The 24,337-nt window shown below is 47.0% G+C and carries 24 protein-coding genes; 19 read left to right on the forward strand and 5 right to left on the reverse strand.

What is annotated here, in order from left to right:
• Window positions 1-179: 179 nt before the first annotated feature.
• Window positions 180-470 (reverse strand): hypothetical protein, encoded by a 291-nt coding sequence (locus IXB50_RS10715; RefSeq protein WP_215608963.1) that lies wholly within the window; start codon window positions 468-470, stop codon window positions 180-182.
• A 725-nt stretch (window positions 471-1,195) separates the two neighbouring features.
• On the opposite strand from IXB50_RS10715, the gene IXB50_RS10720 reads away from it, so the two are divergent.
• The 4 genes from IXB50_RS10720 to IXB50_RS10735 all read left to right on the forward strand — a co-directional run bounded on the left by IXB50_RS10720 (window position 1,196) and on the right by IXB50_RS10735 (window position 5,098).
• Window positions 1,196-1,435, forward strand: coding sequence for a hypothetical protein (locus IXB50_RS10720; RefSeq protein ID WP_215608964.1), 240 nt, complete (start codon window positions 1,196-1,198; stop codon window positions 1,433-1,435).
• 501 nt (window positions 1,436-1,936) lie between these two features.
• Window positions 1,937-2,215 (forward strand): HU family DNA-binding protein, encoded by a 279-nt coding sequence (locus tag IXB50_RS10725; protein ID WP_215608965.1) that lies wholly within the window; start codon window positions 1,937-1,939, stop codon window positions 2,213-2,215.
• Between the two features lie 743 nt (window positions 2,216-2,958).
• Complete coding sequence (locus IXB50_RS10730) at window positions 2,959-3,978, forward strand: tyrosine-type recombinase/integrase (RefSeq protein WP_215608966.1); 1,020 nt, start codon at window positions 2,959-2,961, stop codon at window positions 3,976-3,978.
• A gap of 940 nt (window positions 3,979-4,918) precedes the next feature.
• Window positions 4,919-5,098: a DUF4278 domain-containing protein gene (locus IXB50_RS10735; RefSeq protein WP_215608967.1), complete on the forward strand. Its 180-nt coding sequence runs from the start codon at window positions 4,919-4,921 to the stop codon at window positions 5,096-5,098.
• 273 nt (window positions 5,099-5,371) lie between these two features.
• Here IXB50_RS10735 and IXB50_RS10740 read toward each other — a convergent pair whose 3' ends face one another.
• The 4 genes from IXB50_RS10740 to IXB50_RS10755 all read right to left on the reverse strand — a co-directional run bounded on the left by IXB50_RS10740 (window position 5,372) and on the right by IXB50_RS10755 (window position 8,922).
• On the reverse strand, window positions 5,372-6,022 hold the full coding sequence (locus IXB50_RS10740) for a hypothetical protein (RefSeq protein ID WP_215608968.1): 651 nt from the start codon (window positions 6,020-6,022) through the stop codon (window positions 5,372-5,374).
• Window positions 6,015-6,560 (reverse strand): hypothetical protein, encoded by a 546-nt coding sequence (locus IXB50_RS10745; RefSeq protein WP_215608969.1) that lies wholly within the window; start codon window positions 6,558-6,560, stop codon window positions 6,015-6,017. The genes IXB50_RS10740 and IXB50_RS10745 overlap by 8 nt, the downstream gene beginning before the upstream one ends.
• 466 nt (window positions 6,561-7,026) lie before the next feature.
• Window positions 7,027-7,755, reverse strand: coding sequence for an LOG family protein (locus IXB50_RS10750; protein ID WP_215608970.1), 729 nt, complete (start codon window positions 7,753-7,755; stop codon window positions 7,027-7,029).
• Window positions 7,756-7,782: 27 nt separating this feature from the next.
• Window positions 7,783-8,922, reverse strand: a complete 1,140-nt coding sequence (locus IXB50_RS10755; protein WP_215608971.1) for a hypothetical protein — start codon at window positions 8,920-8,922, stop codon at window positions 7,783-7,785.
• Window positions 8,923-9,333: 411 nt separating this feature from the next.
• Between IXB50_RS10755 and IXB50_RS10760 the strand changes: the two genes are divergently transcribed.
• From IXB50_RS10760 to IXB50_RS10830, 15 genes are all read left to right on the forward strand, one after another.
• On the forward strand, window positions 9,334-11,160 hold the full coding sequence (locus tag IXB50_RS10760; RefSeq protein WP_215608972.1) for a response regulator: 1,827 nt from the start codon (window positions 9,334-9,336) through the stop codon (window positions 11,158-11,160).
• Between the two features lie 339 nt (window positions 11,161-11,499).
• Window positions 11,500-11,877: a response regulator gene (locus IXB50_RS10765; RefSeq protein WP_215608973.1), complete on the forward strand. Its 378-nt coding sequence runs from the start codon at window positions 11,500-11,502 to the stop codon at window positions 11,875-11,877.
• 348 nt (window positions 11,878-12,225) lie between these two features.
• Window positions 12,226-12,393, forward strand: a complete 168-nt coding sequence (locus tag IXB50_RS10770; protein ID WP_215608974.1) for a hypothetical protein — start codon at window positions 12,226-12,228, stop codon at window positions 12,391-12,393.
• Between the two features lie 146 nt (window positions 12,394-12,539).
• Window positions 12,540-14,993 carry a phosphoenolpyruvate synthase gene (gene ppsA / locus IXB50_RS10775; protein ID WP_215608975.1) on the forward strand — a complete coding sequence of 818 codons (2,454 nt, stop codon included), beginning with the start codon at window positions 12,540-12,542 and terminating at the stop codon, window positions 14,991-14,993.
• 27 nt (window positions 14,994-15,020) lie between these two features.
• Complete coding sequence (hoxE, locus tag IXB50_RS10780) at window positions 15,021-15,530, forward strand: bidirectional hydrogenase complex protein HoxE (protein ID WP_215608976.1); 510 nt, start codon at window positions 15,021-15,023, stop codon at window positions 15,528-15,530.
• A gap of 261 nt (window positions 15,531-15,791) precedes the next feature.
• Window positions 15,792-17,399, forward strand: coding sequence for a NuoF family protein (locus IXB50_RS10785; RefSeq protein ID WP_215608977.1), 1,608 nt, complete (start codon window positions 15,792-15,794; stop codon window positions 17,397-17,399).
• A 246-nt stretch (window positions 17,400-17,645) separates the two neighbouring features.
• Window positions 17,646-18,143: a hydrogenase maturation protease gene (locus IXB50_RS10790; RefSeq protein ID WP_215608978.1), complete on the forward strand. Its 498-nt coding sequence runs from the start codon at window positions 17,646-17,648 to the stop codon at window positions 18,141-18,143.
• A gap of 386 nt (window positions 18,144-18,529) precedes the next feature.
• On the forward strand, window positions 18,530-19,246 hold the full coding sequence (gene hoxU, locus IXB50_RS10795; protein WP_215608979.1) for a bidirectional hydrogenase complex protein HoxU: 717 nt from the start codon (window positions 18,530-18,532) through the stop codon (window positions 19,244-19,246).
• 40 nt (window positions 19,247-19,286) lie between these two features.
• Window positions 19,287-19,835 (forward strand): NADH-quinone oxidoreductase subunit B family protein, encoded by a 549-nt coding sequence (locus IXB50_RS10800; RefSeq protein WP_215609022.1) that lies wholly within the window; start codon window positions 19,287-19,289, stop codon window positions 19,833-19,835.
• Window positions 19,836-20,115: 280 nt separating this feature from the next.
• Complete coding sequence (locus IXB50_RS10805) at window positions 20,116-20,649, forward strand: CBS domain-containing protein (protein WP_215608980.1); 534 nt, start codon at window positions 20,116-20,118, stop codon at window positions 20,647-20,649.
• Between the two features lie 103 nt (window positions 20,650-20,752).
• Window positions 20,753-22,195 carry a Ni/Fe hydrogenase subunit alpha gene (locus tag IXB50_RS22625; RefSeq protein ID WP_215608981.1) on the forward strand — a complete coding sequence of 481 codons (1,443 nt, stop codon included), beginning with the start codon at window positions 20,753-20,755 and terminating at the stop codon, window positions 22,193-22,195.
• 74 nt (window positions 22,196-22,269) lie between these two features.
• Window positions 22,270-22,611: a hydrogenase maturation nickel metallochaperone HypA gene (gene hypA, locus IXB50_RS10815; protein WP_215608982.1), complete on the forward strand. Its 342-nt coding sequence runs from the start codon at window positions 22,270-22,272 to the stop codon at window positions 22,609-22,611.
• Between the two features lie 14 nt (window positions 22,612-22,625).
• Complete coding sequence (hypB, locus tag IXB50_RS10820) at window positions 22,626-23,357, forward strand: hydrogenase nickel incorporation protein HypB (RefSeq protein WP_215608983.1); 732 nt, start codon at window positions 22,626-22,628, stop codon at window positions 23,355-23,357.
• 28 nt (window positions 23,358-23,385) lie between these two features.
• Window positions 23,386-23,625, forward strand: a complete 240-nt coding sequence (locus tag IXB50_RS10825; protein WP_215608984.1) for a HypC/HybG/HupF family hydrogenase formation chaperone — start codon at window positions 23,386-23,388, stop codon at window positions 23,623-23,625.
• A 399-nt stretch (window positions 23,626-24,024) separates the two neighbouring features.
• The gene (locus IXB50_RS10830) at window positions 24,025-24,333 is read left to right on the forward strand and encodes an SMR family transporter (protein ID WP_246564375.1); all 309 of its coding nucleotides are present in this window, start codon (window positions 24,025-24,027) and stop codon (window positions 24,331-24,333) included.
• Window positions 24,334-24,337: the final 4 nt, after the last annotated feature.

Here is a 24,337-nt window from a genome sequence, read left to right on the forward strand (position 1 = left end):
GAAATTAATGACAACGATATTATTGGGTGGTTTACTCACTGCTGTTACTATAGTCAAGACAACTGAGAAACGCTATATTCAACATAAGAATTTTGCCTCCTAACGGCTTAAATCAGTGGCGACAGATAACCTTGAACTTAATCATAGTGGTTTTCAATTGGCTTTATGTGGACAAACTACTAATCGCCCAGCTTCTGGAAATAGAGCGAATTCACCAGCCCCGGATGCACAATTTCCAGAATCAGTTGTTGGAACGGCTTCTCTTTCTTTAGATGCTGGTGAATCCGCGTGTGAGCTTTACGCACCATGTGCCAGAACGGTAAATCCGACAGCAGTGACGGGACCATGTTGGTCTTAAAAGCACTGCCAGCTAGCAGCCTCAGTTTCTCGAAGAAGGTTTTTATACCGGCACGTCTGATATAGTCGCCATGAAGATCCGGAAGGCGAGGATTGTAATAATGCCAAATCACGTCTTCCGCTAAAGCGTCAACAGTTTCGGCTATGTTGGCAGGGTTAAATCACTTTAATACAGAGATGTTCGGGTGCTCTTCCGTCATCATCTTCGCTTCATTTTCCGTTCTCTAGGGACATAACTACGCGTTATCCAGACTTTGTCTGGATAAATACCCTCTAGTCGGAGTTATCCAGAAACTTTCTGGATAAACACCCTATAAGCAATTAACCCAGAAACTTTCTGGATAATACCCCTAGCCTCGGAGTTATCCAGAAAGCTTAAACGTCTCTTTACCAGTTCAAATAAACTATTGAGCCACATCTACCAACACCTATCATGGGTGCGATGTTTATTGGATCACTCAGAATGTCATGGCTCGATGGGTTCAATATCTGTCGTTTTTGACAGTTAAACCCGTGAAATAAGCATTTTCCAAGTTAGACATATCCCCTAAGTGCCTTGATAACAGAGTAATACAGCCCATTGCGCTGGCTTGACGAAAGCCTAACCCCCGGTCTACAGTGACTCAATGCTGCAAGTGCAGCTGTTCTACTAGAACCTAATAACTTGGCACCATCGGCAGGTGCTGACACACCTAACCGATGGCTAACCTGCGGATTCCGAAGCAATCCTTGGGCTGGGCTTATTATGCCTCAACCCCTGCGATCTGCCATGCATCATTGTGGGGGCTGAGTCATTGGGTTCTGGCTTTCCTTGTCGTATCTCTGGAGAACCAGAACCATGTTTCAAGACCCAAGCCAGGGCGCATCAGCGCTCATCTGTCAGCCTGCTCCATTGCCAGACTCCTCCTACGAAACCGGACGGCATCTGCTGCTGGGCAGTTTGACCTTTGTGCAGACCACCATCAAACTCCTGCATAAACTCAACTACACCGAGCCCAACGACTGGAGCCGCCCGCTGCCCACCGGGCGCCCCAATGAGGTAATGGCGATTTTGACCAAAAAAGTGAAGATTAGCTAGAGCTAAGCGATCGCATCTAAGCAGGTGCGATCGCTTAGACACCGCTCACCATCACCTATACTATCTTTCAACCATACAACTGCTTCAGTAGACTCTAACTGTTTCAGCAGTGATTCCCCTTGAGATAATGAGACGTTATTTCTCTTGATAAGAGATCGATTTCTCGACCATTGAAGCCGTCATAGCTCTTGGCGTTCAGCCCATTGGTACCCCAGGAGACATGATCGATATGACACTGTTTGCTACTTGTAGATTGTTGGTTGCCCTGGGTGGATATCGCATACTTGGATCTTATAAAATCCTTATCCCTAAGCGACCTTTCAGAACATATACAGCCAGCCACACTTACCCTAGTCTCTACTTGATTGCTTTCTACTGACTTTGGAATTTTATGCAATCCGTTTGAAAACAAACATTTCTAGAACTCTCTACAACAAGCGAGCTATATGGTCTAATATGAGCTGTCTTACAACGAATTGAGTTGCTTTAAGCTTGCCTACTATGAACAAAGGTGAATTGATTGATGCGATCGCAGCTTCTACTGAGCTACCTAAGAATGTGATCGATAACGTGGTATCAGCCACGATTGATACGGTGATGGAAACCGTTTCGGACGGGGAGAAGGTCACGCTGATCGGCTTTGGTAGTTTTGAACCACGGGACCGTAAAGCCCGAGATGGGCGTAATCCTAAAACGGGTGAGGTGATCAAGATTCCAGCGACGACTGTTCCTGCATTTTCTGCTGGGAAGGCGTTCAAAGAACGAGTTAAAGAGGCATAACGCTCTAGATATAGCCAACGTCCTGATGCATTAGGACGTTGGCGTGTCACATTAGCTTTGTACCTTAACGCCCCAATGGATAAGGTTTGTCCTAACCAATGGGACCAACGATATCGGTAACGATTCATGACTGGAGGTGCTCACCATGGGCACCTATCTTTCAAACTTAGTTCTAGCTAAGGGATCGTTAAGAAACAACTTTATGATTTGAGTATTATGCGCTAAATTCTCCGCAGAAATCGATCCAGAATACCTATAATCGACCCCGCCGTAACCCCAATTTAATGCCATTCGGAATGCCCCAGTACGCTGGGTTTTAGGGCGGCGTTCCGGCCCTAACCAGGGGGTTTGGGGAACTCGGAGGGACCCCAAGCAATATCTTGAAGCACTCCACCAATAGTCTACGCTACGTTTCCTAAACAGCTTCTCTTAAATATTTTGAATATAATTCCCTAGCTAAAATCATAAAACCATGAGCTTAATTTTTAACAAGCTCTAAATAGTTTTATTAGACAGCTAGGCGTTCAACTTAAAGCGGGAAATCTAGGCTGGGTAAGAATCCAGGAGTCAGAAGTCAGGAGCCAGAAAGGGACTGGATTCTGGCTCCTGGCTCCTGACTTCTACCCTTGAGAAATTTCCCGCTTTAAGTTTGTGCCCGCATTTCCTAACACTCTGTCAACCACAGGGCTACTGAGTTAGTCCAGAAACACCATGATACTCTTGTACCAGTATTGCAGCACCCCATGGCTAACTCTGATCCACAACCCACATTTATTGAGTTCCAAGATGGCAAGCCCCAGCTCAAAGGGCCTGTAGTGCCTCAGGCAACTAGTGAGCCTGATTGGATGGATCGGTTTCTTGAGGATCGGGAGTTAAGACCCAGTACAAAGAAAACTTACACTCGGCAGCTGCGTCAATTTCAGCGGTGGTTAGCCGGAAAGGGATGGCCCGATGTTACAGATCAGGATTTAACGAGATATAAGACTCATTTAAAAACAACACCTAAAGCCAACTCATTAGAGAAAACATTATCTCCCGCCAGTATCAACCAGGCACTGGCATCTATTCAGAGTTTCTTTAAGTGGCTGACGGCCAAACGACTCATTCAGTACAATCCGGCCTTAAGTCTTGAGAAAGTGACAGATGCGCCGAGCCAGGTAAAGGATTTGGAGGTATCCATCATCCAAAGATTAGAAGAGGTACTGCCGTTTCGGGGTGAACGGTACAACCGCGATCGGGCCATAGTTGAGCTGCTAAAGCATGGGCTGCGGGCGAACGAAGTGGCGGCTCGTAATGTGGATGACTACAGTGATCAATCCATCAAAATTCAAGGGGCTAAGTGGGGTAGTGATGGGGTTGTGCCGTTATCGGCGCAGGCCTGCGGGGCATTGGATAGCTACTTGGGATGGTGTCTAAGCGAGGGGTTTGATACGAGTGCTGATGCGCCTTTGTTTATTAGCCTGTCTAACCGAAACCGGGGGCAGCGGATGGGCTACAAGGGCATATACAACTGCATCAAGGATCTGGCTGAGTTAGCAGAACTGGATGAAAAGATTCACCCTCACCAGCTGCGTCATACCTTTGGAACTCAGCTGATTCTAGAAGGCATGAATCCTGAATTTGTGCGCAGGCTAATGCGCATCAAGTCCATGAATGTGTTTGGGCGATACACCAAACGTGCCCTGGAACTAAAGGCAAAAGAAAGTTTCTATGACACGTTACAAGCGTCAGAATCGGGGCTGTTTGGTTCAGTTTCGGAATAGCGATCTCAGCCGACAACAACCATTGACCGCCTAACAACCAAGATAACCGAGTGCTGACCAGTAACAAAACCTAACAACATTAACGTTTATGTCAGAGAAGAGGCATTGATCCACTCAAGGAATATGCTGAATACATGAGCTGCAAAGCTCGTAACCACAACAAAGGAGATCAACAATCGATATCTCAACAGAATCGTTTGACGGCTCAATACCAGCACCCAACCAGGTCACTGATATTTCTTCTTGCTTGCACTAGAGAGCATTGTTTTTAGTCAAGATTACTCTTCTAACAACAACTCTTGAGCGTCTTGTCTAATGTAGAAGAGTTCCTCAGGTAGATCGTTTTGGGTGCTGTTGTGCTTTAAAGCCTCACTAGACCAATCGCCCAACGCTACAACTCACTGGGCCAAGGCATCAGGCAGCCCCAGAATCCTTCAGTTAATATCAAAACAACTCATTACGCTGTGATCCCACACCTAACCTAAGAAGACATGATGGTTATGTAAGCAAACGATGGGATTATGCTGCCAAGGGGGTGGTCTACCACCTATCGGCATATAGTGGATTCACGGACAAAGCAACCTATGGCATAACTTCCTATCTCGAACCCTATATCGCCTAAGCGTTAGGTCAATAGACAGAGCACTGTATTACTTACCTAACGCTTAGACACCCCCTATATCTAAACCGAAGCCCTCTGTGAACCTTAGTGTTCATGGGGGCTTCTTATTTGAAGCAGGGCCGTAGTCTTGGGTGAGCAGAAAAAGGATGTCTGGAAAGTGAGCGATCGCACATCCCCCCTGTAACAACGATCACAAAAAGTCCATCGGAATTGATAGGTCAACCGCTGTTTCCCTATTCAGAACAAACAAAGCAACGGTCTACTCCTCGGAGTTCCAACGAACACCGAAATACTCACACACTTATCAGGACTTTATCTATGAAACTCACTCATCTTGGTGCATCCTACACTCCCGCTGCTCAGACTATCGCAACCATCGAAACCGATACGGAGCTGTCCTTTATGGGGCGCACCTTCAAAATGAGAGCCCCCAAGGCCATGCCTGCACAGCCCGCTAGCCGCAGCCTCACCTATCGTGGCGTTCGCTACAGCGCTTAAGCCTAACTTTCAACGTTAAATCGTGTTATCTCACAGCCTCTGACAGTCTTGTCAGGGGCTGTTTTATTGGCTTTTGATAGCTCTATTGTTTGTCCAACCTTAGATACTGAACTGTTGGCTAACTATTTTGCCCACCTAGTTCAAAGCGAACTTTTAACGGCACCACAGGTAGTTTGTTAACGGCGAACATAGGAGTAGCCGTTTGATACAGACGTGATCGACAAGCAAGGGGCTTCTGCCCGAATTGATTATGATATCGAGAGCAGATAGCCCTTAACAAATCCAGAGATGCTCAGTCTCATAAAATCCTCCACGCTGCTCTAACGAAAAGCCACCCAACAGCACCGCAATCCAAACCTCCACCAGCGGCATTTTCACTTGCCGCTGTAGATCAATTAATCGTTGAGGGACATCAGCTCTGTTGATCGACAACGTCTCAATCCAATCTGATACATTTTCTGAATGAGATACCGCCAATGCCTTTTCCTTAGCTTCCTCCATAGTCAGCTCATCCACTAACGCTAGGACAGCCTCTTTATTCACCTCTCCCACAACAGAGTCATCCTCTGCCACAGCCTCTTGCTCCTTAGCAGAATTATTTCCCGAACGCTGCACCAACTCCGAAAAATCAATCTCCTGGGTCTGCCGCGTCAATCCTCGCAACCAGTCCCCATCCACCACCGGGCCAGCACTATTATTCGCATCCTGCCAGTCCTCCCACAGTACCTCGGACTTCGCCTCACAAATCTCCGCCAGCTGCGCCAATACCTCCCCACCCATCCGCAGCTGATCCCGCCAGGTTAACTCCGTCATTACCACTTCAAACTGCTGCCATAACTCCAGAATATTCGCCTCTTCCGGCACATCTGCCGCATCTTCAAAGGCATCGCCTAAATCCAACTCTAGCTGACGGACATTAATCATCTGTCGCCCCACCAAACTCAAAACTCTCTTTCAAGGGGCAATCTTTAAGAGGACACTCAATAGGCTCTAATCGAATCTCATTGGAAAAGTGGGTAATGCCAAAACGCTCTTTCAAATAGGGCATTACTTTCTGCTCCATATAACGTTCTAGCTGACGCTTGCGGTATCCGGCGCAGTGAATCGGCTCTACTTCTAACACTTTTTGACCATCTTGAATGACCGTGGCTGAGATCGCATGCACCGGCGCATCCTTTCGTTTCTCTCGCCAAATATACAAATTCGCATAGGGCAACGTACTCTCGGCCACCTCTAACGAAACCCGTTCTACCCCATCATCCGGTTTAGCCACCTCCACCTGCTGACGATACTCCACCCGTCGCTTTTCATTCAACCCTTGCCGATTCCGATAGTGCGATCGCCGCCGATGACACCGTTTCTCCACCCAGCAACCATCGCCAGACTCCCCATGGAGTTGTCTTGCCTTGGCCACACTCAACTGAGCACAGGCCACACATTTTTGGTTAATCCGTCGTGCCACCTTTCGAATCCTCTCCCTAATCCGATTTAGAAGCAGGATTCTGCGGTATGAGAGACTCACTCATTTCTGGATAAAGTCCAACATCTGACGTTGATAAGCCTCAGGTAGAAGACTAACACTTTGAGATATTTGCTCAGATAGGGGCGACATTATTAATCCTCACAACCTCATCAGTACATTATAACTACCTTTAATCACACAAGCTTTAGAACATACCGAAATCATTTTGTTGTGTTCTACATAAGCAGTTAGTCCCACCCATGAGCGAATTCTAAAACGCCCTGGTTTCAATGCCTATGATAGCGCATATACAGCAGAACACCACTATAATTCTTACACTAAAAATACACTAAATATAACACTAAATATGGGCTATGATAGCCCTCGGAATCAGAGTATTTTGGCAATTACTCGATTTTTGCTAACGAATGGCGCGACGGATTAACCCAAAATGTCTGAGGGTAGCCTAAGCCTTAGCTTTTAGCTGTTGCCAGTGGTGGTGCGAGGTTTTTAAAATTGCGATCGCATCTTCATACCTATTTACACAATGAGGGATAGTAATATCTGCCGGATCAATCATCGGTGTTTTGCCATCCAGCATATGAGTTTCTGCCCAATCCATTAATCCTTGCCACATGGTCCCCACCAGAATAAACGGTGTTTGATCTAGTTTGCGAACCTGGAGTAGTTGCCAAATCATAAGAGCTTCTAGCGTTGTTCCAATGCCACCAGGCATAACGATAAAAGCATCTGACATGAGGACGAAATGATGCAGTCGAGAAAAAAACGTACGATGGCAGTAGGCTTCTTCCACAAATGGATTTGGTTCCTGTTCTTGTTTTAAATCAACACGAATTCCAATCGATTTTACTTGGTCATCAGGATCAGCTAATACACTCCCCTCATTGGCTGCCTGCATAAGACCCGGTCCACCTCCTGTGACAATATCGCAGCCCATCAAAGTTAGTTCGCCTGCTAACTGTTTGACAACTTCATACAGGTCACTGTCTGGTTCCATTCGAGCTGAGCCAAAAATAGTGACGCGATATCTGGCTCGTTTTGGCGGACGCAAAGCAGTTAAATTGTTAACGACTTCCCAAAGGCCTAAGATCGATTTTTCTACTACTTCGAAAACAGCATTGTTGTCTGTTTCTATGGCTGTTGGTAAACTCCTAAAATTTTTCGAGTCAGCCATCATATATCTCCATCGGTAATTCTGTTATTATGCCCAAACATCGTCCATTTCTGGTATCTCTTCTAATGAACTAAGCTTTTTACTATCAGATGTTCCATTGCTAAGTACGGTCTGTTTTAATGGCGGATGTTTGGCAAGGGATTCAACAGAATTTGTAGAAGTTGCTAGAGTATGAGCATCGGTTGAATGATGATTGCTCTTCTCATCAGCATCGCTATTCAGCACTGGATTACTTAACCTGGTTTTGGTGACTTTCCATGCAGTTTGTGCGCCTAGTTTTCCCACCTTCATGAAAGTCCATGTGCCACGTTGGTAGGTTTTGTCTTTGCTGTAGCATTTTGGTTTAACGCCAATCAACTGCTCGATTTCGTCCGTGGTCAGTAACCATTGGGCAGTTGCTGCTCGTTCTAGCACATCCATATACCAAAGCGGATTGGAGGATGTGGTATGAGTGTTCTGGTTACTAAGTGTTTGATTGAGTTGGTATAGCGCCTGGGACATCTCATGAATAGCATCAGCAAGTTGCTGGGGCAATGCGGTTGGGAGGCTAGAGGTATGCTGACCAGAGCTGCTTGTAGCGAGTTCAGCTTCAAAATCGTTGGTTGGAGGTGCCTCAACCTTAGGGGCAGCAGTACTGATATTTTCCTTTAAAGGTTTATTGGGAGCTTCCTTATTCAACTTAGGCTGGAAATCGTGAGCTTCGATCCATGCTTGATTTAGTTCGGTTGCCAGGTTCTCGAGGTAGGTTGCTGAATCATTGGAACCGTTCTGTCTAAGCTGCTGAGCCACTTGTTTCATCGTATGGACCAACCCTGGCCCGATCAAGTGACGATGCTCGGCTAATAGTTTTTCTTTGGTGTCCTCTGAACATTCTAGAAGAGACTGAATTAAAGACAGATATGCCTGGGATACATCATCATTCGACTGAGTTGGTTGCTTCTCTTTAACCAAAATATGATGCAGCTTTGCAGCCCAATTGTGTAAGAAAATGGCAGCCTGACGATTGCCCTCTTGCAAAAGTTGTGATGCAATCTGTTCCATGACCTGGATTAATTCGGCATCGACTAAATCTTCATGCTGCTTTAGACGGATCCATTCTTCACCGTTGGGACAAGCTAATAATTCTTGAATAAGTTTTAGATAGGAGTTGAGACGGCGTTGTTTCATATGGGATACCCTCCTGAGCTTGATTAGACAGCGATCCGCTTTCTGGTTCAGCCTTAGCTCTAGCGTAGACCGGAAAATTGAGGAAATTGTGGGGGAGTTGAGAAGCAACCTGCCATAGTTCAGGTGGTCAAGGTCAGAGAATAATCAACGCTCAGCATGAGATTACTGCCTGGTTTTTTCAGATTCTGGCAGGCGATTATTTTTGTGATTAGCCAACGTTGCCTCCAAGTCTTTTAAAAGCGTTAAATCATTGATACCATGGTTGACTTGTTGAAAAATACTAAAGGGAGGTGATAACTGTTAACGACTAGGACTTTAAGATCAAAGTTTGAGTTTCTTGTGAGGGAAATAAAAAACAGCTATCCCTAACTTAAAATTGAGATATTAGTTGATTGTATATTGCATTCATTTATGCGCCTATTGCTGGTTGATGATGACGAGGCCTTAATGGAGATGCTAGCAGAGCGTCTGATCAAGCAGCGCTATGCCGTTGACATTGCTAACAATGGTGAGATTGCTCAGGAGTTTCTAGATCTCTTTACCTATGATCTGATTGTTTTAGATATGTTACTGCCTGATATCGATGGGATTACCTTTTGCAAGACCTGTCGGCAAAAACATATCAGCTGCCCCATTCTGATGTTGACGGCTAAGGATGACAGCAAAGATAAGGTGAGGGCTTTGGATGCCGGGGCCGATGATTATGTCGTCAAACCGTTTGACTTTGAGGAGCTTTGCGCACGCATTCGGGCACTGCTGCGGCGAGATGGGCAGGACGCAACATCGACGCTCAAGTGGGGAGAGCTATCGATTGCACCAGATACCTTTGAGGTGCTTTATGGTAACCATCAGCTCCATATGACGCCAAAGGAATATGCGCTACTAGAGCTTTTTGTCCGTCATCCCAACCGCGTCTTTAGTTTGGATGCCATTATTGACAACCTGTGGGCATTTGAGGATCCACCGAGTGGGGATGCGGTTAGAACCCACATCAAGGGCGTCAGGCAAAAGTTAAAGGCTGGTGGAGCGCCCAAGAATTTTATTGAAACGGTATATGGTTTGGGATACCGCCTAAAGGCATTGGAGCCTACGGCACTGACTGAGGCAAAAACACCGGTGCCAGCCTCTGAATTACCGACCCAGGCAGATATGGAGGCAGCGATCGCAAAAGCCTGGGAAGTCCACCAAGACACGATGCAAGAGCGTTTGACTGTATTGGAGGCAGCTGTGGCAGCGCTGGATATTGGTCAGTTGAGCCCAGAGCTACAACATGCAGGACGTTCCCAAGCCCATAAACTAGCGGGTTCCTTAGGATGCTTTGGGTTTGCAGAAGGCTCGCGCTTGGCCCGTAAGCTAGAGCAGTTGCTACAGCTGGATGTTCCGCTTGATAACGAACAGGTATTTCAGATGACTAGTTTGGTAGAGGGGCTGAGGCAAAACCTGGCAAATGGTGGCAGTCAGCAAGCCGTTTCTACTGCCATGGCCAGTACGCCGCAGATTATACTTCTTGGGGCTGGAGCAGAGTTTAGTCAGGCTTTGATGAGCTTCGGTACAGCATCTGGACTGCGCATTGTGGCTGTTTGCGATCTGACTCAGGCAGAATCAAAAATTCGAGAACATCCTTCAGATGGCATCGTAATCTGGCTGCCCCCTCCTCGGGCAGCCAGAGCTATGGACCTTTTGGAGCGCTTGGGCAAAAAGATAGGAGAGAAGCCGCTGTTAGTGATTTCTGATGTGGTGGATTTTCGACAGCGGTTGATCTGGGTGCAGCAGGGAGTCGATCGTATTTTGCCCAGGTCTACATCGCCGCAACAGGTAATCCAGGACTTAAAGCAGTTACTTCAAGATGATCCTACAGCGTCCAAGGTGATGATTGTGGATGATGATATTCAGGTGCTGGACTTTTTGAAAACGATATTATCTCCTTGGGGATTTCAGCTAACCACCCTCAGTGATCCAACCCAGCTACTACAGACTCTAGAGACAGTGCAGCCACATTTGCTTGTTTTAGATGTGGAGATGCCAGAGGTAAATGGGTTAGACCTCTGCCAGGTATTACGGGCAGATGATCGGTGGCAACAGCTGCCCATTTTATTTTTAACTGTGCATGAGGATATCCCGACTAAACAGGATGCCTTTAAGGTGGGTGCTGATGATTTTATTAGTAAATCGGTGATGGTGACTGATCTGCCAATGAAAATTAAAAGTCGCCTACAACATATGCAGGCAAGAGAGTAATCTTACGATGCGATGCGATCAGGGTGGCTAAGGAATGAGGCTGAAATAAAATCCCAAATAACGTACGAGAATGGGATAACTTATCCCCTCCTGGGAGCGGCCACGGGGTGGGTTGACCGTTAGCACAAGTGATCGAAACCCACCCCGCCTTTCAGGCACCCCTCCCGAGAGGGGAGAGAAGAGAAATGAAGTATGAACCGCTATTAAGTCAATCTAGGTGTCATACTTCATTTTGATTTTTCTACATCAGTTATTAAGCTGATCTGAATAAAACAAACCGCGTATTTATATATAGTTCCTTTGGGCTAGAATTCTGATTATTAATAACAAGAATTTTCCGTGGCTAATAAATGCATTCTCGTCATTGATGACGAAGCCGATATTCATACTGTCGCCCAAATAGGCCTGACATTAGAGACTGGTTGGGAAGTGCTAACGGCATCATCAGGTGCTGAAGGAGTTGAGATTGCACTCCAGCAACAGCCAGATGCTATTTTGCTGGATGCCATGATGCCTCAACAAGGGGGGATAGAAACTCTAGAAATTTTACGAGCGTCTCCCAAGACAACAGATATTCCTGTGATTTTTTTCACCGCTAAAGTACAAGCAACTCACCGCCGCGAATTTTATCGGTTGGGAGCTCAAGGGATAATTAGTAAACCCTTTGATCCCACTACCTTAGCAAGTCAGATATCAGGTTTTTTAGGTTGGAAGTAATGATCGTTTAGCTTTATTTATTTGCCTTCCTCACAAGTTCATCATAATTACTTACTAAGCGACCAGACGGTCGTGTTTGTTAACGTGATTATCTCAATCAGGATCGACGATCGCTCACACAATCAGGATATATAAGCAGGTTGAGCTAATCATTTATAAGATATATGCCCCCCAACCCTCGAATTTGCCTACTTTAGAAGACTTAGGCATGAGGATTCAATTAGATTCTATCTTTTGATGTACAGGCACTCCATGGCAACCTCTTCAGACATTTTCCTCATAGTATCCCCAAACTTTCTCCGTACATTAAAAGTGTTCGACATGAGACTGATCGGAAGGAGCTTTACCATGAGTGCAGTACAAAAAAGACTTAATGCCATTGGCCAGTCTATCAAACAATCAATAATTTGGGTGCTAGATGCGGCTAAGCGAATCTTTTCTCCCAGTGATGATGACTATCCTAAGACAGGGGTACAACCCTTTGAAGGGGATATCCCAGAAACTAATCAGCAATGAGCTCTAGAGTGACTGGAGTAGTGTCGGGAAGAGTGATTGCTGTGCGAGGTAGTGTAGTCGATATAACTTCCTGAAACTATTGGTTTATACCAAAATTGGAAACGATAAAAATCGTTTCTAACTACTGTTTCTTGGATTGGATTTTTATGGTGCAAACAACACGTGTGAATGTGGCTCCTGTCAACACTCAAACTGAGTTTATCCTCGAATTTGAGCAGATTAACATCCATGATATTCCACGGGTAGGGGGTAAAAATGCATCCCTAGGAGAGATGATCCAACAGCTCACTCCCCAAGGTGTACTGGTACCTACGGGGTTTGCCACCACCTCCTATGCCTATCGCTACTTTATTCAGCAGGCTGGTTTAGAGAAGCAGTTGCGATCGCACTTCGCCTCCCTAGACATCGAAGACGTCACGGCACTGCGGCACTGTGGTCGCAACGTGCGAGCCTTAATCCTTGATACCCCGTTTCCCCCCGAGCTAGAAACCGCCATTGCCCAGGCCTACCTCAAGCTATGTACTGATCGTGGCAATGCCACCCTTGACGTGGCCGTGCGCTCTAGCGCCACCGCTGAAGACCTACCCGATGCTAGTTTTGCCGGACAACAAGAAACCTATCTTAATGTCCATGGCGTCAAAGGTGTCCTAGAGGCCTGCCATAAATGCTTTGCATCTCTGTTTACCGATCGGGCTATTTCATACCGTACTCTTAAGGGCTTTGACCACTTTACAGTCGCGCTCTCGGTAGGTGTGCAGTGGATGGTACGCTCAGATCTCGCCACCTCCGGTGTGATGTTCTCCATCGACACCGAAACCGGATTTAAAAATGCGGCCCTCGTCACGGCGGCCTATGGCCTTGGTGAGAATGTTGTTCAGGGAGCCGTAAACCCCGATGAGTATTTGGTATTTAAGCCCACGCTGCAGCAGGGTTACCGACCTATTCTGAAAAAACGCTTAGGCAGTAAAGAAATCAAAATGGTTTACGATGTGGGCGGTAGTAAGCTGACCAAGAATGTTCCAGTGTCTGAAGTTGACCGTCAGCACTATGCCATCACCGACGATGAGATTTTGACCCTAGCGCGTTGGGCCTGCATCATTGAAGACCACTACTCTCAGGTACGGGGAACTTATACCCCCATGGATATTGAATGGGCCAAAGATGGTCTCAGTGGCGAACTTTTTATCGTTCAAGCTCGACCAGAAACGGTTCAATCTCAAAAATCAGAGTCTGTGCTGCGTAGCTACGTACTGCAAGTTGATGCGACAACACTCACGTCTCTTGTCACCGGTCAATCCGTGGGAGAAATGATTGGCCAGGGACCGGCTCGGGTCATTCAGTCTGTACAAAATATTGCTGATTTTCAACCCGGAGATGTGTTGATTACCCAGCGCACCGACCCAGATTGGGAACCCATTATGAAACGGGCTAGCGCCATTGTTACCGATCAGGGTGGGCGCACCTGTCATGCGGCGATTATTGCCAGAGAGTTAGGCATTCCGGCCATTGTGGGCTGTGGTAATGCTACCCAGCGCTTAGCAACAGACCAGATGGTGACCGTCACCTGTGCCGCTGGAGAAGTAGGTAAAGTCTATGACGGGAAGATTCCTTTTGTCATTGAAGAAACTACCATTGACCAGATGCCCCGTACCCGCACCCAAATTTTGATGAATGTGGGTAATCCGGAAGAAGCATTTCGCCTAGCCAAAATTCCCTGTGATGGTGTGGGCCTGGCACGGATGGAGTTTATTATTGCTAACCACATCAAGGTGCATCCTTTGGCACTGCTGAACTTTGATCAGCTTGAGGTAGACCAAACCAAACATGAAATTGCCCAGCTTACAGCCCTCTATCCCCATAAACCTGACTACTTTATCGACAATCTAGCCCATGGTCTGGGCATGATTGCAGCGGCCTTTTATCCTAACCCTGTGGTGATTCGTTTGTCTGATTTCAAGAGTAACGAATACGCCAACTTATTGGGAGGGGCAACATTTGAGCCCCAGGAAGAGAATCCCATGATCGGCTGGCGTGGCGCATCGCGCTATACTGACCCGCGCTATCGAGAGGCATTTGCGCTTGAGTGCCAGGCTCTGCAGCGGGTCCGTCAGGAGATGGGATTAACCAATGTAATTCCCATGGTGCCCTTCTGTCGTACGCCTGAGGAGGGACAAAAGGTGCTCGATGAGATGGCCCGTCATGGATTACAGCGGGGTCAGGATGGGTTGCAGGTATATGTGATGTGTGAGATTCCCAATAATGTGATTTTGGCTGATGAGTTTAGCCAGATCTTTGATGGATTCTCCATTGGCTCTAACGATCTCACCCAGCTTACCCTGGGGTTAGACCGCGATTCTGCTCTAGTTTCTCACCTCTTTGACGAACGGAGTGCTGGAGTCAAGGCCATGGTGCGTCAGGTGATCACTAAAGCTAAAAAGAACCAGTGCAAAATCGGTATCTGTGGCCAGGCCCCCAGCGATTATCCCGAGTTTGCCCAGTTCTTAGTCCAACAAGGGATTGACTCCATTAGTCTTAATCCAGACTCTGTGGTGAAAACCACATTAGCTATTGCTGTGATGGAGGAAGGGAATGTGACCTAGGGTATGTTTGACAACTGTAGAACAAACATGACGCCTAATAACACAGTTGTTCAGGCTCCCCCCGCTAATGACAAGCGACTACGCCTGTTAGAAGCCACCATGAAACGACATCAGTATCGTCCGGATGCTCTGATTGAGGTGTTACATCGTGCTCAGGAGCTATTTGGTTATTTAGATATTAAGTTGCTATTGCACATTGCCCAGCGCCTGAAACTGCCCCCCAGTCAAGTGTATGGCGTGGCTACCTTTTATCACTTTTTCTCGTTAGCTCCCAAAGGTGTTCACAGCTGTGTGGTCTGTATGGGAACGGCTTGTTATGTCAAACAGGCCGCACAGCTGCTCAGTTTTTTGGAAAAAGAGACTGGTATCCAGGTGGGAGAAACAACATCGGATGGTCAGCTGTCGTTGATGACCGCTCGCTGTTTGGGTGCCTGCGGCATTGCCCCCACCGTGGTTTTTGATGATCAGCTTGAAGGACATCAAACTGTAGAGAGCGTAGGGGAACGTCTGAATACTTGTTTAGGAGTGGAAGCTTAATGCAGTGTTCAAAATGCGGCGTCGATATTGTTATTCCCTCCCAATCCCTACCGTGTACACACATCTTGGAAAAGAGCTCGAAATCCTGCATTACCCCCCTCAATCCCCCCTTCGTAAGGGGGGAAGATCCAGTTCTCCCCCTTACGAAGGGGAGTTAGAGGGGGTTAGGCAACCGCGAAAGCTAGTTTTCAGTACTTGTGTGTACACCGTAGCCCAAGAGGGGATTGAATCTCACAACTTCATCAAGTATTGGCCTCAGTTATGGATTTAACTCAATTAAAACAGTCTACATCAGCTGCTCAAAAAAAATATCACATTCGTTGTTGCACTGTTGGAGGCTGTCTTTCTGCCAATAGTGCTGCTGTGAAAGAACAGCTAAAAACAGCGATAGCTGCCAGTAATTTAACAGACCAGGTGCAAGTGTCAGGGGTGGGCTGTATGGGATTATGCAGTCAGGGACCTCTGGTACGCGTGGAAACTGAAAACGCCACTGAGGTGCTCTATCGACAGGTGCAGCCAGAACAGTCTGCTGCTATTGTGTCGTCGCTCACGCAATCGCCTCATCCTGAACCTGTCGACCTCAAAACTCAGCCTACTGACAGTCCATTTTTCACCCGGCAGCATCGGATTGTGTTAGAAAATAGCGGACGCATTGATCCAGAAAAGATTGAAGAGTATATTGCGGCATCGGGGTATGAAGCGCTGCATCATTGTTTACGAGAGATGTCATCCGCAGAAGTGGTGGATGAGATTACCCGCAGTGGCCTACGGGGGCGGGGCGGAGCAGGTTATCCAACCGGCCTGAAATGGGCCACAGTCGCAAAAATGCCGCCGGGACAAAAGTATGTGGTGTGCAATGCGGATGAAGGCGATCCAGGGGCCTATATGGATCGCAGTGTGTTGGAAAGTGATCCTCATCGGGTGTTGGAAGGGCTTGAGATCGCAGCCTACGCCGTCGGTGCTAACCAGGGCTATATCTACGTGCGAGGAGAGTATCCCCTGGCGATTAATCATTTGCAAACGGCTATCCGTCAAGCCAAACGCCATGGCCTGCTCGGTAGCCAAATTTTTGATTCTCCCTTTGACTTTCGAGTGGACCTACGCATTGGGGCCGGAGCCTTTGTCTGTGGAGAAGAAACCGCCTTAATGGCCTCTATTGAAGGTAAGCGAGGCATTCCTCGACCACGTCCCCCTTACCCCGCTGAGTCAGGATTGTGGGGCCGCCCGACATTAATCAACAATGTGGAAACCTATGCCAATATCGCCCCCATTATCCGTAAGGGAGCTGACTGGTTTGCCTCCATAGGGACCGAGCAGAGCAAGGGGACAAAAGTATTTTCTCTCACGGGCAAGGTGAAAAATGCAGGGCTGATTGAAGTGCCCATGGGAATTTCTCTCAAAGAGATTGTAGAGGGGATGGGGCAGGGTGCCCCTGATGGTGCTCAGGTCAAAGCTGTACAGACTGGCGGGCCTTCTGGTGGCTGTATTCCGGCAGACGCCTTTGACACATCTGTGGATTATGAATCGCTGAAAGCACTGGGGTCGATTATGGGCTCAGGCGGCATGATTGTGATGGATGAGCATACCCACATGGTGGATGTGGCTCAGTTTTTTATGCAGTTTTGCATGGATGAGTCCTGTGGGAAGTGCATTCCCTGTCGAGCTGGGACGGTGCAGCTCTATCAGTTGCTAACGAAGTTTAAGGAGCATCGGGCAACACCCGCAGATTTAGAGCAACTGGAGATGCTGTGTGATGTGGTGCAACATACGAGTTTGTGTGGTCTAGGTCAGTCGGCCCCGAATCCAGTGTTGAGTACATTGCGATATTTCCGAGATGAGTATTTGGTGGCCATGGTGGAGAAAACATAGGTTAACATTCAGCCGACTTCTCTATTCATCGTTGTCCGTAATCAAACAGTTACGCACAACATTTAGTTAAAGCCCAGTCGAATCCCATCAGATCGCCACTAAAATAGAGATACAAAAGAGGCGTTGCTGAGCCCCGGTATGATTTTATCTATCAAGTATCGGCACATTGCAAATCTTACAGCTCGATTCATACCCTAAATCAACAACGGCAAAAAAGACTATAGCAGATGAGTAGAGGAAAGGATTATGACAAACTCTACAAATATGTTTTCCTCAGAGATCAGCCCTACCTTTGTCGTAGTTGGCTATGGCAATCCTCATAAGGGCGATGATGCCATTGGTCAGAAAGTAGTTGCTCAACTTCAGGCATTACAAACACCTGGTCTTGAAGCTTACTCAGTCAATCAACTTACTCCAGAACTCTCCAGTAAACTTGCCAGGGCAAGTGTTGCCATCTTTGTTGATGCCTGTAAATTGAACAACACTGATAGGGTACAGGTTAAATCTTTAGATGCTTGTGGGACAGAAACCACTGGGTCTGCGGTGCCTGGATTTGGCCATTCCTGCAGCCCCTGTTCACTGTTAGCACTGACTCAGTCTGTCTATGGTCATTTTCCAAAAGCCTGGTGGGTTGAAGTCCCTGCCCATGATTTTACCATGGGTCATCCTCTATCAGACTTAGCAGAACGTGGGGTGGAGCAAGCATTACAAACAATTGCCTCATTGATTGGGTCAGCCACTTAGCTCCTACAGGAGCATATCCACAGTGCTCAGTCCCGATCAACAGTCGGGGAAGTGAACATAATGTCGCCTTCTGTATTCTTCACAAGTTTCTCAACTTTTGAAATTAACCTGAAACTAGAATTAAGGCGATTGCACATAAACAAAATCCCAGTCAAGCAATATGTCTACGAGAGTTTTTCCCTTAAGTAGGTTGGCCTAATCATTTATAAGATGGAGAATCAGGAGTTTGACTTCCTCGAATATGCCCCCAAACCCCCAATCTTGGGGGCTTTGAGTCTAGTCTCCCCCAGGATTGGGGGACGGAAGGGGGCCTCGGTGTCTGAAGCCTAATTTGGATAACCTACTTAGCACGGGGAGGGAACGTAGGCGAAGGGGTCCCGACAATAATGTCCGTTAAAACGCTGACCATTGATAATCAACTCATTAGTGCCCGTGAGGGAGAAACTGTCCTGGAGACGGCTAGGAATGCCAACATCGGAATTCCTACACTTTGTCATTTGGAAGGCTTATCTACTGTAGGTGCCTGCCGTCTTTGCCTGGTGGAGGTGGAAGGGGTATCTAAGCTTTTACCTGCCTGCGTGACAGTCGTTCAAGAAGGTATGATGATACAGACGCACACTGAGCGGCTCCAGCATTATCGGCGCATGATTGTCGAACTGTTGCTAGCTGAGGGAAATCACGTCTGTGCTGTCTGTGTGTCCAATGGTAATTGTGAACTACAGGATCTAGCAGTGGAAATGGGGATCGATCATGTCGATTTAACCTATCAGTTTCCAGATCGCAAAGTGGATATCTCCCATGCTCGTTTTGGTATTGATCATAATCGCTGTGTGCTTTGCACGCGCTGTATTCGAGTTTGCGATGAGGTCGAGGGCGCTCACACATGGGATATGGCTGGACGAGGGCATACGGCCCATGTGATTAGCGATCTCAATCAACCTTGGGGCGAAGCGAGTAGTTGTACGTCTTGTGGCAAGTGTGTGAATGCTTGTCCCACTGGAGCACTGTTTCATCGAGGTTCTACTGTCGGAGAAATGCAGCATGAGCGCGAGCAACTGAGCTTTATTATGACGGCTCGCCAACAACAACAGTGGGTCAGATGACACAGTGGCATTTTGATTAGGTTGGATGAAAAAAAATACTATGGTGAAAATAAAGCTGGCAACAGTATGGTTAGGGGGTTGTTCTGGCTGCCATATGTCGTTCCTCGACTTGGATGAATGGCTGTTTGAGTTGGCCAGTCAGGTGGATCTCGTATATAGTCCACTGGCGGATATTAAGACCTATCCAGCAGGGGTAGATGTAGCGTTGGTGGAGGGCGCGATCGCAAATCAAGAACACCTAGACATGATTCATCAGGTACGCGATCGCACCCAATTTCTGATCTCCTTTGGAGACTGTGCGGTCACCGGCAATGTCACCGCCATACGCAACGTGTTTGGGCCATCAAAGTCGGCTGAATCTGTTCTCAACCGTGCCTATTTAGAAGCAGACGTTCAGCCAAAACTCCCTCAAGGAGACCTGGTCCCCACATTGTTAGACCAGGTAATACCTGTGCACCAGGTGATACCGGTAGATTGTTATCTACCTGGCTGTCCGCCCAATGCAGAAAGAATTCGAGCCGTTTTAGAGCCTTTACTCCAGGGGAAGCAGCCCGAGTTGACAGGTCCCGAACTTATTAGATTTGGCTAGGTGGGGTAAAGCTGTGGCCCCAGCAGGTGGGTCAAACTTTACCAGGTGATAGGGGCTGTTAAAAAATGACTTCACGTTTTGAAACTGAAAGCCTCACTAAATAAATGCTTTAGCAGGTGGAACCATGAGCTTATTTTTTAACGAGCCCATAGTGATTCCTATTTCTCTAAAAAATCCCATTAATGGGGCAACTCCTCACAGGTTCCTCAAGCTTTCAACATACAACTAAAGTAGGTAGAACATCTGGTTACATGGGACTCAATGCTCAAGGAGGTCGGTTATGCTATTTGTCAAAGACATCATGACCAAGCCGGTTATTGTTATTCGTAGCTCGGCTACAGTAGAAAATGCTATTTGGTTGATGCGCACTAAGCGGGTGCGATCGCTAATCGTAGAAGAGTTTTACGATCAAGGCCCCTATGGCATTTTGACGGAACGAGATATTGTTTATAACGTAATTGCGAAAAGCAGGTCTCCTCATTTTGTTCGTGTCGATCAAATCATGCGACGCCCCTGCATCTGCATGCCACTGGAGGCGACTTTGCAAGAAGCTGCCAAAATCTTCTCTGAGACTGGAATTCATCGAGCTCCTGTGATTGAAAATGGACAGCTCTTAGGGATTGTTTCAATGACGGATATTTTGATGAAAGGGCATCCGGGAGCATCGTCTCGAGATGAACTATCTCAGCGAGTCAATGCTGCTCTACAGCACGCTCGTATTATTGATGATGAAGATGCTCAGATTGAACAAGATTGTGATATCGCCTGGCAGATGATTGAGGAAATGCGACGAGAGTCTGTACCCCAAGGTTAGGAGGAAGATTTTAGCAGGTTTAGCAATATCCTTGCAGAGGTGTTTCATGCAACGCCTGTACATCAGTCCTTAGGGAGATAGGATTGCTCTATCTCAGTTAGCAGTGAGTAAACGAATTGTGATTAATCCGGTTACCCGGATTGAGGGCCATGCCAAAATCTCTATCTACCTTGATGATCGTGGGGAAGTGTCAGATGCACGATTCCATGTAACTGAGTTTCGTGGATTTGAGAAATTTTGTGAGGGCCGTCCCTTTTGGGAAATGCCGGGGCTTACGGCTCGTATTTGTGGTATTTGCCCTATCAGTCATCTACTAGCATCGGCTAAAACAGGTGATCGCTTACTGGCGGTGCAAATTCCCCCTGCGGCAGAGAAGCTACGACGATTAATGAATTTGGGACAGATTATTCAGTCCCATGCTCTGAGCTTTTTTCACCTTAGCAGTCCCGATCTCTTGTTGGGGTGGGAGAGTAATCCGATTCAACGCAATGTATTTGGAGTGATGGCCGCTGAGCCTGAGTTGGCCCGAGGGGGGATTCAACTACGTCAGTTTGGCCAAGAAGTGATTAAACAACTGGGGGGATGCAAGATTCATCCAGCTTGGGCTGTGCCAGGAGGTGTCAGGGGTAGTCTGTCATTAGCCGGACGAGAGCAGATTCGTCAGCATTTACCTAAGGCTAAGAAAACGATCTTAGAAACGCTTACCTTATTTAAGCAACTGCTAGAAGACTTTCAAGAAGAGGCTCATATCTTTGGTAACTTTTCAAGTTTATTTATGGGTTTAGTCAGTACTGATGGTACCTGGGAGCATTATGATGGCTGTTTGCGCATGGTCGATAGCGGTGGCAATGTTATTGCAGATCGGCTGGACTCAAGTGATTACAGAGACTTTATTGGGGAAGCAGTACAGCCAGATTCCTATTTAAAGTCACCTTACTATAAGCCCTTGGGATATCCTGATCAGACACAACACTGTCGTTTAGAGAATGGTCTGTATCGGGTAGGGCCGTTGGCAAGGTTGAATGTTTGCGATCGCATCGGCACACCTCTAGCTGAAACTGAACTGCAACGTTTCCGTCAGTACGGTATGAGTAACAGTTCTTTTTTCTATCATTATGCGAGACTGATTGAGATTCTCACCTGTATTGAGCGCATTGAGATTGCCCTGGATGATCCAGACCTCCAGAGCGAACGTCTCAGAGCCAGCGCTGATGTCAATCAACTTGAAGCTGTAGGGGTGGGGGAAGCTCCACGGGGTACTCTCTTTCATCATTACAAAATTGATGAAACTGGCTTACTCACCTATGTCAACCTGATTATTGCCACTGGCCAGAACAATCTGGCCATGAATCGTACTGTTGCCCAGATTGCCCGTCACTATATCCACGGTTCTGAGATTCCAGAACCGATGTTGAACCGTGTGGAAGCAGGGATTCGTGCATTTGATCCCTGCCTGAGCTGTTCCACCCATGCAGCTGGAAAAATGCCACTACAGATACAGTTGCTTGATGCTGATGGGCAACTGCTTGATGAGTGCTATCGGTGAGACCTCATAAAATCCTCATATCGTTTGAATAACATTATTGAACAATTCCTAGTCACCTATCGGCACCCAGTTCTATGCATGAAATCGGCCTGATGCAGGCTGCTCTATCCGTAGCCTTAGACCATGCTCAAACAAAGGGCGCTCGGCAAATTCATCGTCTCCAGCTTCAAGTAGGAGAGTTGTCGGGAGTGGATCCCGATGCACTGGCATTTGCGTTTGATGTGGTAAGCAACGGCACTTTGGCAGAAAAGGCCAAGCTAGAACTTATACCGGTGCCAGTGAGCTGTTATTGCTCATCATGTCAACAAATGTTTCAACCCCTCGATTGGGTGTATGAATGTCCATGCTGTCATCAATTGAGTGCGGACATTCGCCAGGGGAAGGCCCTGGAGCTGTCATCCTTAGAGATTTCATAGGGAGGTATTTAGCTATGTGTGGGCATTGTGGGTGTAAAAATACTCGGCAGACGTTATCTCTGCATCAGAATGTATTAGACAAAAACGATCACTATGCAGAACATAATCGTGTGTTGTTTCAACATCTGCTAGTTTTGAACGTTTTGTCATCACCAGGCACTGGCAAAACAACCCTGATTCAGCGTATCCTGCGTGACTGTGATTTAATTGCTGGAGCAGATCCCCTAAATCGGTACCAGGGGGTCGTACGGCCTGGAGTGATTGTGGGCGATCTGGCCACCAATCGGGATGCTGAAAGATTGCGCCAAACAGAGCAACCGGTGATCCAGATTAATACAGGCAATCTCTGTCATCTAGAGGCTGAAAGTGTCGGCAAGGCTGCACAACAATTGACGTTGGACAGTCTCAATTTACTAATTATCGAAAATGTAGGCAATTTGGTATGTCCGGCAGTTTATGACTTGGGGGAAGATTTACGAATTGTGCTGATGTCCGTGACTGAAGGAGAGGACAAACCGCTAAAGTATCCCACCATGTTTAAGTCTGCCCATGCTGTTGTGATTACCAAAACTGATATTGCTGATGTGGTTGGGTTTAATCGCAAAGAAACTCTAGAATACTTGCGTTTAATTGCACCTCAGGCGCTTATTTTTGAACTATCAGCAACAACTGGTGAAGGGTTGACCAACTTTTATGCCTATCTAAACCAAGCGTTATCCCAGCGGATAGCACCAGCATTTGTGTGACGTTTAAAGTTTCACCAGGAGAACAACGATGTGTTTGGCTGTACCCGGAAAAATCATCAGCATCGAAGGGGAGGGACTGACTCGCATGGGCCGGGTTAGCTTTGAGGGAGTGGTGAGAGAGGTCAGCTTAGCCTGCGTACCTGAAGCCCAGCTAAGTGACTATGTCGTTGTCCATGTGGGCTTTGCCATTAGCAAACTTGATGTTCAAGCAGCAGAACAAACCCTTAACTATCTTCAACAACTTGAAGCCATTGCCAAATCTGATTAATCAAGAGAGAGTATGAGGCCTGGTGTAGTGGTTAGGTTTGAGTGGGGATATGGCTTGCTATATCGACAAAGATATTTCAAAATTATGTGTTAATCAAAATCCTGGTAAAAAGCAATACTCTGGGGTCTGGCCTTGATAGCCACAGTGCTCATCAGCCTGAATACCTTGAAGTTAAACGGTTTATAGAAAAAAAGAAGGCTCAATAGCTGTTTCAGGGAGGTGGACTAATGCAATGGCCTGTAAGCCTTACCCAAAGCATTTTCCAGAGGCTCTGCGCATCCTAGGCTAAAACCCTTGAATGACAAGGGCTAAAAGCGTTTTTCGATTCAGACCTCCCAGAAACCCATATAGAGCCAAAAAGAAATGTCAAATCCCTTTATACTAATGCTGCTTGTGCTGATGTCCGTGACCTTAAACACCACAGGTCAAAGTTTACTCAAGCTGGGGGCCGGTCAAAACCCCTTAAATCTTTATCTATTTAGTGGTCTCGTGGCCTATGGCATCAGCACAATTTTTTATGTGGCCATATTAGGCAAACTCAACGTATCGATAGTATATCCAGTGGTGATTGGCTTAACCATTATTTCGACGACATTTGCTGGCGTATTTCTCTTGAAAGAACAGGTATCGACTCTCCAATGGTTGGGAATCGGACTGATGTTGAGTGGCATCTCGGCGATTGCGTTGGGTAAGGTTGCTGCCCTTTAGCCCG

Origin of the sequence: Leptothoe spongobia TAU-MAC 1115 (assembly GCF_018739885.1) — a bacterium.
GTDB lineage: Bacteria > Cyanobacteriota > Cyanobacteriia > Phormidesmidales > Phormidesmidaceae > Leptothoe > Leptothoe spongobia.